At 70.1% G+C, this 14,379-nt stretch carries 15 protein-coding genes; 11 read left to right on the plus strand and 4 right to left on the minus strand.

Features of this window, described 5'->3' with window-relative positions:
• Nucleotides 1–2 precede the first annotated feature (2 nt).
• From ACWCPF_RS16160 to ACWCPF_RS16175, 4 genes are all read left to right on the plus strand, one after another.
• Nucleotides 3–257, plus strand: coding sequence for a type B 50S ribosomal protein L31 (locus ACWCPF_RS16160; protein ID WP_451045648.1), 255 nt, complete (start codon nt 3–5; stop codon nt 255–257).
• Complete coding sequence (locus tag ACWCPF_RS16165) at nt 254–1,474, plus strand: CobW family GTP-binding protein (protein ID WP_451045649.1); 1,221 nt, start codon at nt 254–256, stop codon at nt 1,472–1,474. Before ACWCPF_RS16160 ends, ACWCPF_RS16165 begins: the two co-directional genes overlap by 4 nt.
• 5 nt (nt 1,475–1,479) lie before the next feature.
• Nucleotides 1,480–1,722: a 30S ribosomal protein S18 gene (rpsR, locus tag ACWCPF_RS16170; protein ID WP_451045650.1), complete on the plus strand. Its 243-nt coding sequence runs from the start codon at nt 1,480–1,482 to the stop codon at nt 1,720–1,722.
• Between the two features lie 869 nt (nt 1,723–2,591).
• On the plus strand, nt 2,592–2,810 hold the full coding sequence (locus ACWCPF_RS16175; RefSeq protein WP_052183895.1) for a DUF397 domain-containing protein: 219 nt from the start codon (nt 2,592–2,594) through the stop codon (nt 2,808–2,810).
• A 160-nt stretch (nt 2,811–2,970) separates the two neighbouring features.
• On the opposite strand, the gene ACWCPF_RS16180 is transcribed toward ACWCPF_RS16175, so the two are convergent.
• A complete protein-coding gene (locus ACWCPF_RS16180; RefSeq protein ID WP_451045651.1) occupies nt 2,971–3,516 on the minus strand; it encodes an ATP-binding protein in 546 nt (181 codons plus the stop codon).
• Between the two features lie 373 nt (nt 3,517–3,889).
• Between ACWCPF_RS16180 and ACWCPF_RS16185 the strand changes: the two genes are divergently transcribed.
• The 5 genes from ACWCPF_RS16185 (at nt 3,890) to ACWCPF_RS16205 (ending at nt 8,918) form a co-directional block, all read left to right on the plus strand.
• A complete protein-coding gene (locus ACWCPF_RS16185) occupies nt 3,890–4,714 on the plus strand; it encodes a helix-turn-helix domain-containing protein (RefSeq protein ID WP_451045723.1) in 825 nt (274 codons plus the stop codon).
• 164 nt (nt 4,715–4,878) lie between these two features.
• Nucleotides 4,879–6,339 carry an aldehyde dehydrogenase family protein gene (locus ACWCPF_RS16190; protein WP_451045652.1) on the plus strand — a complete coding sequence of 487 codons (1,461 nt, stop codon included), beginning with the start codon at nt 4,879–4,881 and terminating at the stop codon, nt 6,337–6,339.
• A gap of 72 nt (nt 6,340–6,411) precedes the next feature.
• Nucleotides 6,412–7,053 (plus strand): PadR family transcriptional regulator, encoded by a 642-nt coding sequence (locus tag ACWCPF_RS16195; RefSeq protein WP_451045653.1) that lies wholly within the window; start codon nt 6,412–6,414, stop codon nt 7,051–7,053.
• Nucleotides 7,054–7,176: 123 nt separating this feature from the next.
• A complete protein-coding gene (locus ACWCPF_RS16200; RefSeq protein WP_451045654.1) occupies nt 7,177–8,160 on the plus strand; it encodes an ATP-binding cassette domain-containing protein in 984 nt (327 codons plus the stop codon).
• The gene (locus ACWCPF_RS16205) at nt 8,157–8,918 is read left to right on the plus strand and encodes an ABC transporter permease (RefSeq protein WP_451045655.1); all 762 of its coding nucleotides are present in this window, start codon (nt 8,157–8,159) and stop codon (nt 8,916–8,918) included. Before ACWCPF_RS16200 ends, ACWCPF_RS16205 begins: the two co-directional genes overlap by 4 nt.
• 144 nt (nt 8,919–9,062) lie before the next feature.
• On the opposite strand, the gene ACWCPF_RS16210 is transcribed toward ACWCPF_RS16205, so the two are convergent.
• Nucleotides 9,063–10,469, minus strand: a complete 1,407-nt coding sequence (locus ACWCPF_RS16210; RefSeq protein ID WP_451045656.1) for a glutamate decarboxylase — start codon at nt 10,467–10,469, stop codon at nt 9,063–9,065.
• 91 nt (nt 10,470–10,560) lie between these two features.
• Nucleotides 10,561–11,844, minus strand: coding sequence for an ion channel protein (locus tag ACWCPF_RS16215; RefSeq protein WP_451045657.1), 1,284 nt, complete (start codon nt 11,842–11,844; stop codon nt 10,561–10,563).
• A gap of 201 nt (nt 11,845–12,045) precedes the next feature.
• Here ACWCPF_RS16215 and ACWCPF_RS16220 point away from each other — a divergent pair, with 201 nt between their 5' ends.
• Nucleotides 12,046–12,807 carry a MerR family transcriptional regulator gene (locus ACWCPF_RS16220; protein ID WP_451045658.1) on the plus strand — a complete coding sequence of 254 codons (762 nt, stop codon included), beginning with the start codon at nt 12,046–12,048 and terminating at the stop codon, nt 12,805–12,807.
• A gap of 51 nt (nt 12,808–12,858) precedes the next feature.
• Here ACWCPF_RS16220 and ACWCPF_RS16225 read toward each other — a convergent pair whose 3' ends face one another.
• Nucleotides 12,859–13,224 carry a YbjQ family protein gene (locus ACWCPF_RS16225; RefSeq protein ID WP_451045659.1) on the minus strand — a complete coding sequence of 122 codons (366 nt, stop codon included), beginning with the start codon at nt 13,222–13,224 and terminating at the stop codon, nt 12,859–12,861.
• A 139-nt stretch (nt 13,225–13,363) separates the two neighbouring features.
• On the opposite strand from ACWCPF_RS16225, the gene ACWCPF_RS16230 reads away from it, so the two are divergent.
• Entirely contained in the window at nt 13,364–14,368 is a 1,005-nt protein-coding gene (locus ACWCPF_RS16230) for a DedA family protein (protein ID WP_451045660.1), read from the plus strand.
• Nucleotides 14,369–14,379 lie beyond the last annotated feature (11 nt).

The raw sequence follows: 14,379 nt of genomic DNA on the forward strand, positions 1-14,379 counted from the left end.
CCATGCGCAAGGGAATCCACCCGGCCTACGGTCTCGTCGTCTTCCGTGACCGCGCCGCGAACCACGCCTTCCTCACCCGCTCCACCATGAGCGGCGACAAGACGATCGAGTGGGTGGACGGCACCACCTACCCCGTCGTCGACGTCGAGATCTCCGACGTCAGCCACCCCTTCTACACCGGCACCGCCCGCGTTCTGGACACGGCCGGCCGCGTCGAGCGCTTCGAGCGCCGCTACGGGAAGCGGGGCGGGGCGTGAGCCTGTCGGTCGTGATCGTCGGCGGGCTGCACGCCGACGCCCGCCGGGCCACGGTCGCGCGGCTGCTCGCCGACGTCCCCGGCAGCGTCGCCCTGCACCACGACCTCGCGACGGCCGTGGCGGGCACGGTCGTGCGGACCGTCAGCGACGCCGCCGGCATCCGCTCGGCCGGCGAGGCGCCCCTGGTCAACGACTGCGCCTGCTGCGCGCTGCGCGAGGACCTGGTGCCCGAGCTGCTCCGGCTGGCGGACGACGGCGCCACGCGCCTCGCCGTGGTCGAGCTGTGGGACTCCGTCGAGCCCAAGGCCATGGCCGAGGTGGTCGTGGCCGGCGGGCTCACGGTCACCGGCGTCGTCACCGCCGTCGACCCGGCGCTGCTCCTGCCGTGTCTCGGCAACGGCGACGACCTCGCCGACGTCGGCCTCGCCGCGGCCGCCACCGACCAGCGCACCGTCGCCGACACCTTCGCGCGGCAGCTGGAGTACGCCCCCGTCCTGGCCGTCGTCGACTCCGATGAGGCCGACGACGAGGACCGCGAGCTGCTGGCGCAACTGCATCCGACGGCCCGCCAGGTCAGGATCCCGCCGCCCGCCCGTGCGGATGCACGGTCACCGGAACAGTCGTATGTGCAGCCACCAGAACTGTCCTATGTGCAGTCAGCGGAACTGTCGTACGCGCAGTCGCCGCTCGCTCGCGCCGTGCTCGCGGGCTTCGACGTCGAGTCGGCCGCCGCGGCCCAGCATCCGGCCTGCGCGCTGCTGCCCGCCGAGGCCGACGGACACGGCGTGAGCACGTTCGTCTGGCGCCGGCGCCGCCCGTTCCACCCGGAGCGGCTGTACGCGGCGCTGGAGGACCTGACCTGCGCGGCCGCCCGCAGCCGGGGCAGGTTCTGGCTCGCCGACAAACCCGACGTGCTGCTGCACTGGGACGCGGCCGGCGGCGCCCTGTGCGTGGAGTCGGCCGGCCCCTGGCTGGCGTCCCTCCCCGACGCGGCCTGGGACCTGGTCCCGCCGGTGCGCCGCGCCGCCGCCGCGCTGGACTGGCACCCCGAGCACGGCGACTGCTGCCAGCACCTGGTCTTCACGTCCCCGGGCCTCGACCGCGACGGCCTGGCGCGGCTCCTGGAGTCCTGCCTGCTCACGGACGCCGAGTACGCCGCGGGACGGGCCGCCTGGAAGCGGCTGCCGCCCGCCTTCGACACCCTCCTGGAGGTCTGACACCCATGTCCCCGTCCCGCAAGCCCGAGCGCAGGCCCGCCAAGCCCCGGCCCAACCCCCTCGACCAGGCGGACATCACCTACGTCGACTACAAGGACACCGACCTCCTGCGGAAGTTCCTCTCCGACCGGGGCAAGATCCGCAGCCGCCGGGTGACCCGCGTCTCCGCCCAGCAGCAACGCCAACTCTCCCGAGCGATCAAGAACGCCCGGGAAATGGCCCTCCTCCCGTACGCCCCGACCCGCTGACCCCACGCCACGCGCGCGTGTCCGATACGCGCCTACGCTGTCCACCCGTCCCCCGCCCGGCCGCGCCGCCGTCCGTAGATTCGGCCCGGCTGTCTCCGTACGGAACCCCTGTCATCTGTACGAGCACAATCGAACATCACGTCCACTGATCCCTGGCCGCTCGCCTCCGTCGCCTCCCCGACGAAGAGCCGACCCCGGCCTCATGCGGACAGCCGCCGCCACCCGATCCGCGTCGCCGATCTCATCGTCGTACGCGGGGGGTGGCGGTTGTCGTCTTCCGTGGTCGGGGCATGCGGTGTCCCCGGAGCGGACCGTGTCCGCCGGTACGGGACGCGTCGTCGTCGGACCGACAGGTGCCCGGGGTTCTGGCTGTCGGCGGGAGACCGCGAAAGCGGCCCGGGGTCCCGGCCCGTCCGCCGCCGATCGCTCCTGGCGCAGGCGGCGCGGCCCCACATCCGGAGGTGCCGCCTACCGCACCGAGCGGATGCCGGGCGTCCGCCGGAACCGCCTCTTTCGGGACGGCTCCGGCGGCGCCCCCGCCCTTCCCTGCGCCGATCCGTTGCCGCGCCGACGGAACAGGACGGCCGTGTCATGCGTCTGTTCCTAGTACACGAGTGGTTTCGATCCGGACGACTTTCACCTGGGCCGCACGACGGTCGGCGAGCCGAACGAGTCGGGTAAAGCGGGCGTCAAAGCTGTAACCGCGCAAGTACCCCGCGTGCACGTGCATCTGCTCATGCGACTGCACGTGAACGGGGTTATGATCCGGGACAGTTGACCACGGCACCAATGGCCACAACAGCCAGTGCACCACCAGGGAGCGACCTGTGGACCACCACGTTGACGGGGGGCACGACGTGTACAACGGCATGACGGCCACACAGCTGTACGGGGTTGCCTGGCAGAAGAGCCGGCACAGCAATTCGCAGGGTTCCTGCGTGGAGTTCGCGCGACTGCCGGGCGGAGACGTGGCCGTGCGCAACTCGCGGTTCCCGGACGGCCCCGCGCTCGTCTACACCCGCGCCGAGATCGAGGCGATGCTGCTGGGCATCAAGGACGGCGAGTTCGACCACCTGATCGCGAGCTGACGTCCCTCGACGCTCCTCGGCGTTCCTCCACGTCACTCGACGTCCGCGACGCCCCGGCAGTCGCCGCCGTCACCGTGCATTTCGTGCATGTTTCGTGCACCTTGCGGGAAAACGACCACAACGCGCGTAGAACCGCGGCGTCAAGAAACGCCGCGGTTCGTCATTCGGCCGGAGTGTGCAGCCGGAACAGCGCCCAGACGACCTTCCCGCCCAGGCTGCCCGACAGCGGGTGCCAGCCCCAGCTGTCGGCGAAGGAGTCGACGAGGAAGAGCCCGCGCCCCGACTCGGCCGAGAAGTCCTCGCTGTCCCGGGGCAGGGGACTGTCCTGGCTGGGGTCGCGCACCGCGCACACCAACCGCTCGGTCCACCGCATCAGATGCAGCCGCACGGGCGGATGCTGCTGATCAGGCGTGCGCGAGTGATCGGACGCGCGCAACTGATCGGGCACGCGCGCGTGATCGAGCGGGCACGGGTCGCCGTCCTCGGGGGACGGCAGTCCGTGTCTCAGCGCGTTGGTCACCAACTCCGAGACGACCAGACAGACATCGTCGAAACGGTCGCCGACGTCCCACTGGCCGAGGGTCCTCTTGGTGAACTGTCGTGCTTCGCGCACCGCTTCGAGGCGGGCGGGCAGAGCGCAGGAGGCAGCGTTGGACACGGCCGCGGGATCCAGCGGCGGAAGGCCCTGCCGTAACGGCTCGAGCATGGTCGATCCATTCGTCCCCATGCGAGGCACTCCCGGGATTCGCGGTCGTTGCGATGCAGCGGTGGCGCGGGACCATGGTTTCTGATGCGCACTGCGGATGCAAGGGCAGATGCACGTGCACGTGACCGAAATGGACCTGCCCGTACCGCTTCTTGGCCATTTTTTCCGCCAACTTCTCGCTCATCGCGAGCACTTCTCTTGCTTTCCTACACTCTTCCCTCGCGCTGGTCTGTGCGTATCCTTTGGCTTCTTTCCATCTCTGTAATCGGACGAGTACTGCTCGAAGTGTTTTAGTGGCAGACTGCGGCCCCTAAGACGGTTGGGGAGGCTGGCGAACGTGAGCGCGGGAGAGCCCGGATCGGTGGTGCGGCGGATGCTGCTCGGCTCGCAACTACGGCGGCTGCGTGAGGCCCGAGGCATCACGCGCGAGGCGGCGGGTTACTCGATCAGAGCGTCGGAGTCGAAGATCAGCAGGATGGAACTGGGCCGGGTCAGCTTCAAGACCCGGGACGTGGAGGACCTCCTCACGCTCTACGGCATCGCGGACGACGCGGAGCGCCAGTCGCTCGTCGGACTCGCCCGCGAGGCCAACGTGGCCGGCTGGTGGCACAGTTACTCGGACGTCCTGCCCAACTGGTTCCCCACCTACGTCGGCCTGGAGGGCGCGGCCGCGCTGATCCGCGCCTACGAGGTCCAGTTCGTGCACGGCCTGCTGCAGACCGAGGCGTACGCCCACGCCGTCGTCAGCCGTGGCATGAAGGGCGCGAACACCGCCGACGTCGACCGGCGCGTGGCGCTGCGCCTGGAGCGGCAGAAGTACCTCGTCGCCGAGAACGCCCCCGACTTCCACATCGTCCTCGACGAGGCCGCCCTGCGCCGGCCGTACGGCGACCGCGAGGTGATGCGCGGGCAGCTCCAGCATCTGATCGAGGTCTCCGAGCGTCCCAACGTACGGCTTCAGGTCATGCCGTTCAGCTTCGGCGGCCACTCCGGCGAGTCCGGCGCCTTCACGATCCTGAGCTTCCCGGAGTCCGACCTCCAGGACGTCGTCTATCTGGAACAGCTCACCAGTGCGCTCTATCTGGACAAGCGCGAGGACGTCGCCCAGTACGAGCAGGCGCTGAAGGAACTCCAGCAGGACAGCCCCGGCCCGGACGAGAGCCGCGATCTGCTGCGTGGCCTGATCCAGCTGTCCTAGCCCCGCACATACCTAGGGATTCCCCTACAGGAGCCGCGATGCTCCTCAACTCGCTCCCCAACTCCCTTGAGTCACCCGTACGATGACGTGTGATCAGATCAGATCGGGTCAGACCGTGATCCCGATCGATCGCGGCCGATCGCAGCAGGGGATTGAGGGATCGCATGTCGTCGTACTTCACCGACCTGGCCCAGCAGTACATCGACGGTGAATGGCGTCCGGGGACGGGCGACTGGGACATCATCGTCTGCAATCCCTATGACGGCGAGAAGCTCGCCTCGATCACGATAGCCACCGTCGGCGAGGTCGACGAGGCCTACCGTGCCTCCGCCCGCGCCCAGAAGGAGTGGGCCGCGACCAACGCCTTCGCCCGCCGCGCGGTGTTCGAGAAGGTGCTGCGGCTGGTCGAGGAGCGCGAGGCGCAGATCAGCGAGATCCTCGTCACCGAGGCCGGCGGCACGATCGGCAAGGCCGCCTTCGAACTCCACCTCGCCAAGGAGTTCCTGCGCGAGTCGGTCCACCTGGCGCTGCGCACCGAGGGCAGCCTCCTCCCCTCGCCGGTCGACGGCAAGGAGAACCGCGTCTACCGCGAGCCGGTCGGCGTGGTCGGTGTGATCAGCCCCTTCAACGTGCCGTTCCTGCTGTCGCTGAAGTCCGTCGCCCCGGCCCTCGCCCTCGGCAACGGCGTCGTGCTCAAGCCTCACCAGAACACCCCGCTCTCCGGCGGCACCGTGATCGCCAAGCTCTTCGAGGACGCCGGGCTGCCGCCGGGCCTGCTGAACGTCGTCGTGACCGACATCGCCGAGATCGGCGACGCCTTCCTGGAGCACCCCGTCCCGCGGGTCATCTCCTTCACCGGCTCCGACAAGGTCGGCCGGCACGTCGCCACCGTCGCCGCCTCGCACTTCAAGCGGGCCGTCATCGAACTCGGCGGCAACAGCGCGTTCGTCGTCCTCGACGACGCCGACGTCGACTACGCGGTCGACGCGGCCGTCTTCAGCCGCTTCGTCCACCAGGGCCAGGTCTGCATGGCCGCCAACCGCATCCTGGTCGACCGCTCGCTCGCCGACGAGTTCACCGAGAAGTTCGTCGCCAAGGTCAAGACCCTCAAGGCCGGCGACCCGCGCGACCCGCAGACCACCATCGGCCCGATGATCAACCCCTCGCAGGCGGAGGCGGTCTCGAGCGTCGTCGAACAGGCGATAGCCCAGGGCGCGAGCCCCCTCGTGCACGGCACGACCACCGACAACCTCGTCGAGCCGTCCGTCCTGGCGGACCTTCCCGCCGACTCCGCGCTGCTCCGGCAGGAGGTCTTCGGCCCCGTCGTCTTCCTCAACACCTTCGACGACGAGGCGGAGGCCGTACGCCTGGTCAACGACACCCCGTACGGCCTGAGCGGCGCCGTCCACACCGCCGACACCGAGCGGGGCGTCGCCTTCGCCCGGCAGATCGTCACCGGCATGTTCCATGTGAACGACGCCACCGTCCACGACGAGCCGCTCGTCCCCTTCGGCGGCGAGAAGAACTCCGGCGTCGGCCGCCTCAACGGCGAGACGACCGTCGAGGCCTTCACCACCACCAAGTGGATCTCGGTCCAGCACGGCCGCAGCGGCTTCCCCTTCTGAGCGTCCGCGAGGCAGGGGCACGGGGTGGGGCCACGCGTCAAGGGCGCCACCCCGAGGTCATAACCTGGGCGCATGTCAGCGATCCGTCTTCTCGTGCTGGGCGCCGTGCGCCAGCACGGGCGGGCCCACGGCTACCAGGTGCGCGGCGACCTGGAGTACTGGGGCGCCCACGAGTGGTCCAACGCCAAGCCGGGCTCGATCTACCACGCCCTGAAGCAGATGGCCAAGCAGGGACTGCTGCGTGAGCACGAGACGGCGCCGTCCACCGCGGGCGGCCCGCCGCGCACCGAGTACGAGATCACCGAGGCGGGCGCCGAGGAGTACTTCAGGCTGCTCCGCGAGGCGCTGACCTCCTACGACCAGAAGACGGATGTGAAGTCGGCGGCCATCGGCTTCGTCGTCGACCTCCCGCGCGCGGAGGCGGTGTCGCTCCTGGAGGACCGCATCCGCGGCATCGAGGCGTGGCGCGCGGCCGTCACCGAGCACTACGTCCCCGAGGACGGCCCCGAACAGCTGGGCCACATCTGGGAGATCATGAACCTCTGGATCCGCACCGCCGACGCCGAGGCCGAGTGGGCCCAGGGCCTGATCGCGCGGATCGAGGGCGGCGCGTACACCTTCGCGGGGGAGGGCGAGCCGTTCGTCGGCGTGCTGCCGGAGGGCGCGGAGAACCCGTACGCGACGCGGGAGCGGCATCCGGGCGACTCCCGCTGACCAAGTCGGCCGACCGGGTCGGCCCATCGAGTAATCAAGTTTGACGAGTGCTGTGCGCGGAGTTAGTCTGGGTCAGTAGTCAAGTTTGATTAGTTGAGGAGCAGGAAGAGCAGGGGGACTGTCATGGCCGACAGGGCGATCACCGTCGAAGGAGTACGCAAGAGGTACGGCGACACCCAGGCGCTGGACGGGCTCGATCTCACCGTTGCCAAAGGCACCGTCCACGGCGTCCTCGGACCGAACGGCGCGGGCAAGACGACCCTGGTCAGGATCCTGTCCACGCTGCTGCGACCGGACTCCGGACACGTCGAGGTGGCCGGCCACGACGTGCTGCGCCAGGCCCAGGAGGTCCGCCTGCGCATCGGCCTGCTCGGCCAGCACGCGGCCCTCGACGAGGAGCTGAGCGGCCGGCAGAACCTGGAGATGTTCGGCCGCCTCCACCACCTGGGCGCCCGCCCCGCGCGCGGGCGCGCCGCCGAGCTCCTGGAGCGTTTCGACCTCACCGCCACCGGCCGCAAGCCCGTCAGCGCCTACAGCGGAGGCATGCGCCGCCGCCTGGACCTCGCCGCCTCCCTCATCGGCAACCGGCACGGCACCGACCCGGAGGTGCTCTTCCTGGACGAGCCGACCACCGGCCTCGACCCGCGCGGGCGCGCCGAGGTCTGGTCCGCCGTCCGCACCCTGGTCGGCGGCGGCACGACGGTCGTGCTCACCACCCAGTACCTGGAGGAGGCCGACCAGCTCGCCGACCGCATCTCCGTCGTCGACCGGGGCCGGGTGATCGCCGACGGCACGGCGGACGAGCTGAAGACGCTGACCGGCGGCGACCGCATCGACGTCGTCCTGCGCGACGCCGGCCACCTGGGCGCGGCCCTCGCCCTGCTGCCCCTGCCCAAGGAGGACGTCACCGTCGACCCCGACCGCCGACTGCTCAGCGCTCCTGTCACCGACCGCATGGCCGCGCTCTCCGCCGTCGTCCGCGCCCTGGCGGAGGCCGGCGTCGAGGCCGAGGACGTGGCCCTGCGCCGCCCCACCCTGGACGAGGCCTTCCTCCACCTGACCGGCCACGACGACCGCTCTGACGATCTCGCGAAGGAGGCCGTGTGAACACATACGCGCTGACCGATTCCTGGACGATGACCCGGCGCGAACTCGCCCACTGGGCCAGGCATCCGGGCCGGGTGGTCGTCGGGCTTGTTTTCCCTGTGATGCTGCTGCTGATGTTCGGCTACCTGATCGGCGGCGGCCGCGGGGTGAGCGGCGACTACCTCGACTACCTGATGCCCGGCATGCTCGCGCTCACCATGGCCTTCGGCCTGGAGGGCACGATGCTCGCCGTCACCCAGGACATCAACAAGGGCGTCATCGACCGCTTCCGGGCGATGCCGATGGCCGACGGCGCGGTCCTGGTGGGCCGTTCGGCGGCCGACATGCTCCAGTCGGTCCTGGGCCTGGCCGTGCTGATCGTCGTCGGACTCGCCCTCGGCTGGCACCCCCAGGGCGGGCCGGGCGCCTTCCTGGGCGCGGTGGGTCTCCTCCTCCTCTTCCGCTTCGCGATGTTGTGGATCGGCATTCACCTGGCCCTCGTGGCCGGGAAACCGGAGATGGTGCAGGCCGTGCAGATCCTGGTCTGGCCGGTCGGCTTCCTGTCCAACGCCCTCGCCACCCCCGCCGCCATGCCCGGCTGGCTGGGCACGGCCGTGGAGTGGAACCCGATGTCCCGTACGGCGACCGCGGTACGCGACCTCTTCGGCGGCCTGGGCGCCGACCCGGCCCACGTCTGGGCGGCGATCGGCTGGCCCCTGGCATTGCTGGCAGTCTTCTTCCCCCTCGCAGTAAGAAAGTTCAGCCACATGAGCCACTGAAGCCCCCGGCTGCGGTTCGGCAGCGCCCCTTTAGGGGCGCGGGGCGCTGACATATGCGGCTCCGCCGCGCGGGCGCGACCAGCCACGACGGCGCCGCACCGAAACGACGACACATCGCGGCACGTCCAGCGGAGCGCGAAGCGCCTAGTGGTGGAACCCGGTCGCCGCCCCCTTGTCCCTCGTGAACGGCTCCGACTGTTGCCGGAGTTCCGGCAGCAGTCGGGTCAGGTCCTCCACGAACAGCTCGGCGAGGTCCTCCGAGAAGCCGTTTCTGCAGACCACCCGCAGCACGGACAGATCCTGCCGATTCGCCGGGAAGGTGTACGCGGGCACCAGCCACCCGCTCTCGCGCAGCCGCCGGGAGACGTCGAAGACGTCGTACGAGTTCACGTCCGGCACCGTGGTGAAGGCGAACACCGGCAGTTCGTCGCCCCGCGTGAGGAGTCGGAAGTCGCCGAGCGCCTCCACCCGGTCGGCGATGCCCCGGGCCACGTCCCGCGTGGACTGCTGCACGGCCCGGTAGCCCTCGCGGCCCAGCCGCAGCAGCGTGTAGTACTGCGCGACGACCTGCGCGCCCGGCCGGGAGAAGTTGAGCGCGAAGGTCGGCATGTCGCCGCCCAGGTAGTTCACGCGGAACACGAGCTCCTCCGGCAGGGCCTCCTTGTCCCGCCACAGCGCCCAGCCCACCCCCGGGTACACGAGCCCGTACTTGTGCCCCGAGGTGTTGATGGACGTCACGCGCGGGAGACGGAAGTCCCACACCAGGTCCTCGTCGAGGAAAGGCGCGATCATCGCGCCGGACGCGCCGTCCACATGCACCGGGACGTCGAGGCCGGTCCGCTCCTGGAGCGCGTCCAGCGCCGCGCACAGCTCGGCGATCGGCTCGTAGGACCCGTCGAACGTGGAGCCGAGGATGCCGACGACCCCGATCGTGTTCTCGTCGCACAGCTCGGCCGCCGCCTGCGGGTCGAGATGGAACCGGTCCCCCTCCATGGGGACCTGACGGGCCTCCACCTCCCAGAAGTTGCAGAACTTCTCCCAGCAGACCTGGACGTTGATCCCCATCACGAGGTTCGGACGGGCAGCGGGGTAGCGGTCGGCGTTGCGCAGCGACCACCGCCGCTTCAGCGCCATGCCCGCGAGCATGCAGGCCTCGCTCGACCCGGTCGTCGAACAGCCCACGGCCGCCGAGGGATCGGGCGCGTTCCACAGGTCGGCGAGCATCGCCACACAGCGCCGCTCCAGCTCGGCGGTGCGCGGATACTCGTCCTTGTCGATCATGTTCTTGTCCCGGCAGTCCGCCATCAGCACCCCGGCCTGGGGCTCCATCCACGTGGTGACGAAGGTGGCCAGGTTGAGCCGCGAATTGCCGTCCAGCATCAGTTCGTCGTGCACCAGCTGATAGGCCGTCGACGGCGGCATCGGCGATTCCGGCAGCTGGTGTTTGGGCGGTGCCTCGGTCATTCCGCCGACCGGGTTCGCCTCGCCGAAGAAGGGATTCACGGACAGAGGGCGCTCGTCGGGCTTCTGCGGGCCTTTGTGGAGTGGCATGGCTGGTTCTTTCTCCCAACTGGCGGAGCGGCGAGCGCCGAGTGACGTTCTGCCGCTTCATCGGATCGAGGGGCCTGTTCGGTTCACACGCTCACCGCACCGCCGTTCCATCGTCCCGCAGCTGCATCTGCGGCCGTCCCGTCACCAGCAGCCAGGCAGGCAGCGAGGCGAAGCAGAGCAGCGCGATGATCGCGGGCGAGGCGACCAGCGCGGCGGCCGTGAACAGGCTCAGCCAACCCTGCCGGGTGATGGCGAGGAGCACGCCCAACACGCCCGCCGCCACACCCACCGCCGGGTGCACGCCGGGCACGAGGGCATGGGCGGTGAGACCGAGGGCGACGCCGACGAACACGGCCGGGAAGATCCGGCCGCCCCGGAAACCGCAGGACGCGGCGACGAGCAGCGCCGCCAGTTTCACCACCGTCATCGTGGCGAACTCGCCGGCCGACCAGCCGTCGGGATCGGCCGCGAGCTCCCCGATCTCGTCCAGGCCCTTGAACAGCGTCAGATGGCCGCCCAGAGCCGCCAGCAGCCCCAGGACGAGCCCGCCGGCCGGCAGCGCCAGCATCGGGTGTCCCAGGCGCGCGAACGCGCCGTGGACGTACGGGAAGGCGCAGACGGCGCACAGGGCGAGCAGCGCGCCCACCGACGCGATCACGAGCACCGCCAGCAGATCGCTCCACCCGGGCTGCCCGAACGCGGGCAGGTCGAGGTCGAAGGTCGGATGGTCCACCAGGGTGGTCGTCATCGAGCCGACCGCTGCGGCGACCAGCGGAGCGAAGACGTTGTCCCACAGCGGTCCCTTCGTCTGCCGCGCCGCCAGCGCCTCGGAGATCAGCAGCGCCGCCGCCACCGGCGTCCCGAACAGCGCGCCGATCGTCGCCGCCTCCGCGAGCACGGACCACAGCCCGCCCGGCGCCCGGGGCAGCAGCCGGTGTCCCAGCCAGAAAGCGAGCCCGACGTTCACGGCGATGATCGGGTTCTCCGGGCCCAGACTCGGCCCGCCCGCCAGCATCAGCGTGGCCGCCACCAGCAGCCCGGGGAGCACGGCCGGCGGCAGCACGCGCGCGTCCAGCCCCAGCGTGGCCGGATCGGGCCCCGCGTGCCCGGGCACCTTCCACACCACCAGCCCCACCAGCACCCCGGTCGAGGTGAGCATGACGAGCATCCACAGCACCGAGTACCGGCCCACGCCCAGCGCGTCCGGCAGGGTCTCCCACAGCACGTCCTGCAACAGCTCGGCCAACTCGCTCACCAGCACGAACAGCAGGCTCGCCAGCACGCCGACGACGAGGGCGGGCAGGATCAACGGCAGCAGGGCACGTGCCGGGGTCGCCGGAGCGGCGGGCGGCTGCTGCGCGGTGTCCTGGGCCACGGGGTCACGATAAGCGGATGAAACGGACACGACATCCGGACGGCGGCGGACGTGGACGGCCCGGAACGGACGTGGACGGCCGGGAGCGGGCGGGGGCGCGGACGGGCGGGAACGCGCACACGGGCGGAGAGGAATCGCGCTTGCACCTCACGCGACGTGAGGGCCCACCGTGGAGCGCGTACCGAGAAGGGAGCGGACGAAGTGAGCTACTCAGTAGGACAGGTCGCCGGATTCGCCGGGGTCACGGTGCGCACATTGCACCACTACGACGACATCGGCCTGCTCGTTCCGGGCGGGCGCAGCCACGCGGGCCACCGGCGCTACAGCGACGCCGACCTCGACCGGCTGCAGCAGATCCTGTTCTACCGGGAGCTCGGCTTCCCGCTCGACGAGGTCGCCGCCCTGCTCGCCGACCCGGCCGCGGACCCGCGCGGGCACCTGCGCCGCCAGCACGAGTTGCTGACCGCCCGGATCGAGAAGCTGCAGAGGATGGCGGCGGCCGTGGAGCACGCCATGGAGGCACGCACGATGGGCATCGACCTGACACCCGAGGAGCGCTTCGAGGTCTTCGGCGACAAGGACCCCGAGCAGTACGCCGAAGAGGCGGAGCGGCGCTGGGGCGACACGGAGCTGTACGCCGAGTCGCAGCGCCGCGCCGCCACCTACACCAAGGACGACTGGAAGCGCATGCAGGCGGAGATCGACGCCTGGAACGCGCGGTACGGCGAGTTGATGGACGCCGGTGAACCGCCGACCGGCGACCGGGCGATGGACCTGGCCGAGGCGCACCGGCAGCACCTGTGCACCTGGTTCTATGACGCGTCGTACACGTTCCACCAGAGCCTCGGGGACATGTACGTGTCCGACGAGCGCTTCAAGGCGTACTACGACTCCACGCGCGCGGGCCTCGCCGAGCACCTCAACGCGGCGATCAAGGCGAACGCGGCCCGGCACACGTCGTAGGTCCGGCAGATCTCGCAGGCCCACACGCGTGTGGGGCGGCCTGGTCCGGGGCTACTCCCGGACCAGGATCACCGCGGTGCCGTAGGCGCACACCTCGGTGCCCACGTCCGCCGCCTCCGACACGTCGAAGCGGAACATCAGCACGCCGTTGGCTCCCCGCGCGTGTGCCTGCTCGACGAGCCGTTCCATGGCCTGGTTGCGGGTCTCCACGAGGGTCTTCGTCAACCCCTTGAGCTCGCCGCCGATCATCGACTTCAGGCCGGCGCCGATCTGACTGCCCAGGTGCCGTGAGCGCACCGTCAGCCCGAAGACCTCGCCGATGACCTGTTGCACCCGGAACCCGGGTGCGTCGTTCGTGGTGACGACCAGTACGTCCGGGTGGGGGCCCTGCCCGCCGCCGTAATCATCGATGCCCATGTTCACAGGTTTGACCAAGCGGGAGCACAGTGCATCCTGGGGGAGGCCCTGGGAACCTGGTTCTGTGGCGCCGCGTTGATAGCTTGGGGCGGTCCCGCCGCCGCACCGCCGCCTTTCACCCCTCAGGAGCCCGGAACCCGTGACTACCCTCGCCCTCGGCCCCGAGTGGATTACTCCGGACTATCTGATCTCGACGTTCGGCCTGATCGGCATCCTGGTCATCGTGTTCGCCGAGTCGGGCCTGTTCGCCTTCCTCCCCGGTGACTCCCTGCTGTTCACGGCGGGCCTGCTGGTCGCCGACGGCAAGTGGATCCACCAGCCGCTGTGGCTGGTGTGCACCCTGATCGTGATCGCGGCCGTCCTCGGCGACCAGGTCGGTTACCTGATCGGCAAGTTCTTCGGGCCCAAGCTGTTCAACCGCCCCAACTCCAAGCTCTTCAAGCAGGAGAACCTGGAGAAAGCGCACGAGTTCATGGACAAGTTCGGCCCCAAGGCGATCGTCCTGGCCCGCTTCGTCCCCATCGTGCGCACCTTTGCGCCGATCGTCGCCGGCGCCGGCCGTATGAAGTACCGCACCTTCATCACGTACAACGTGATCGGCGGCATCCTCTGGGGCACGGGTGTGACGGTCGCGGGCTACTTCCTCGGCCAGATCGACCTCATCAAGAACAATGTCGAGGCGATCCTCGTCCTGATCGTCGTCATCTCGGTCGTCCCGGTGATCATCGAGGTTCTCAAGGCCCGCAAGGAAGCCCGCAACGCGCCTCCGGAGCAGCAGCAGCCCCACCAGCCGCAGCCGCACCAGCAGCAGGCCCCGGTCATGGACGACGCGACGACCCAGCTCCGCCGGATCGACCAGCACGACCCGTACGGCCAGCAGGGTCACCACAACCAGTACAACCAGCACAACCAGCACGGCCAGAACGGCCAGCACGGGCAGAACGCCCAGCATGCGCAGCAGGGTCAGCAGGGTCAGCAGGGGCAGACCCAGGGTCAGGCCTACGAGAACGACTACGACTACTACGGCCGGCAGCCGTACCCGCAGCAGCAGTACCCCCAGGAGTGGCAGGAGCAGCCCCAGCAGCAGCCGTACGGCGCCCAGCAGAACGGCCAGTACCCGTACGACGACAGCCGCGGTTACTGACCGAGTCTGCC

The sequence above is a fragment of the Streptomyces sp. NPDC001858 genome, from assembly GCF_053594615.1.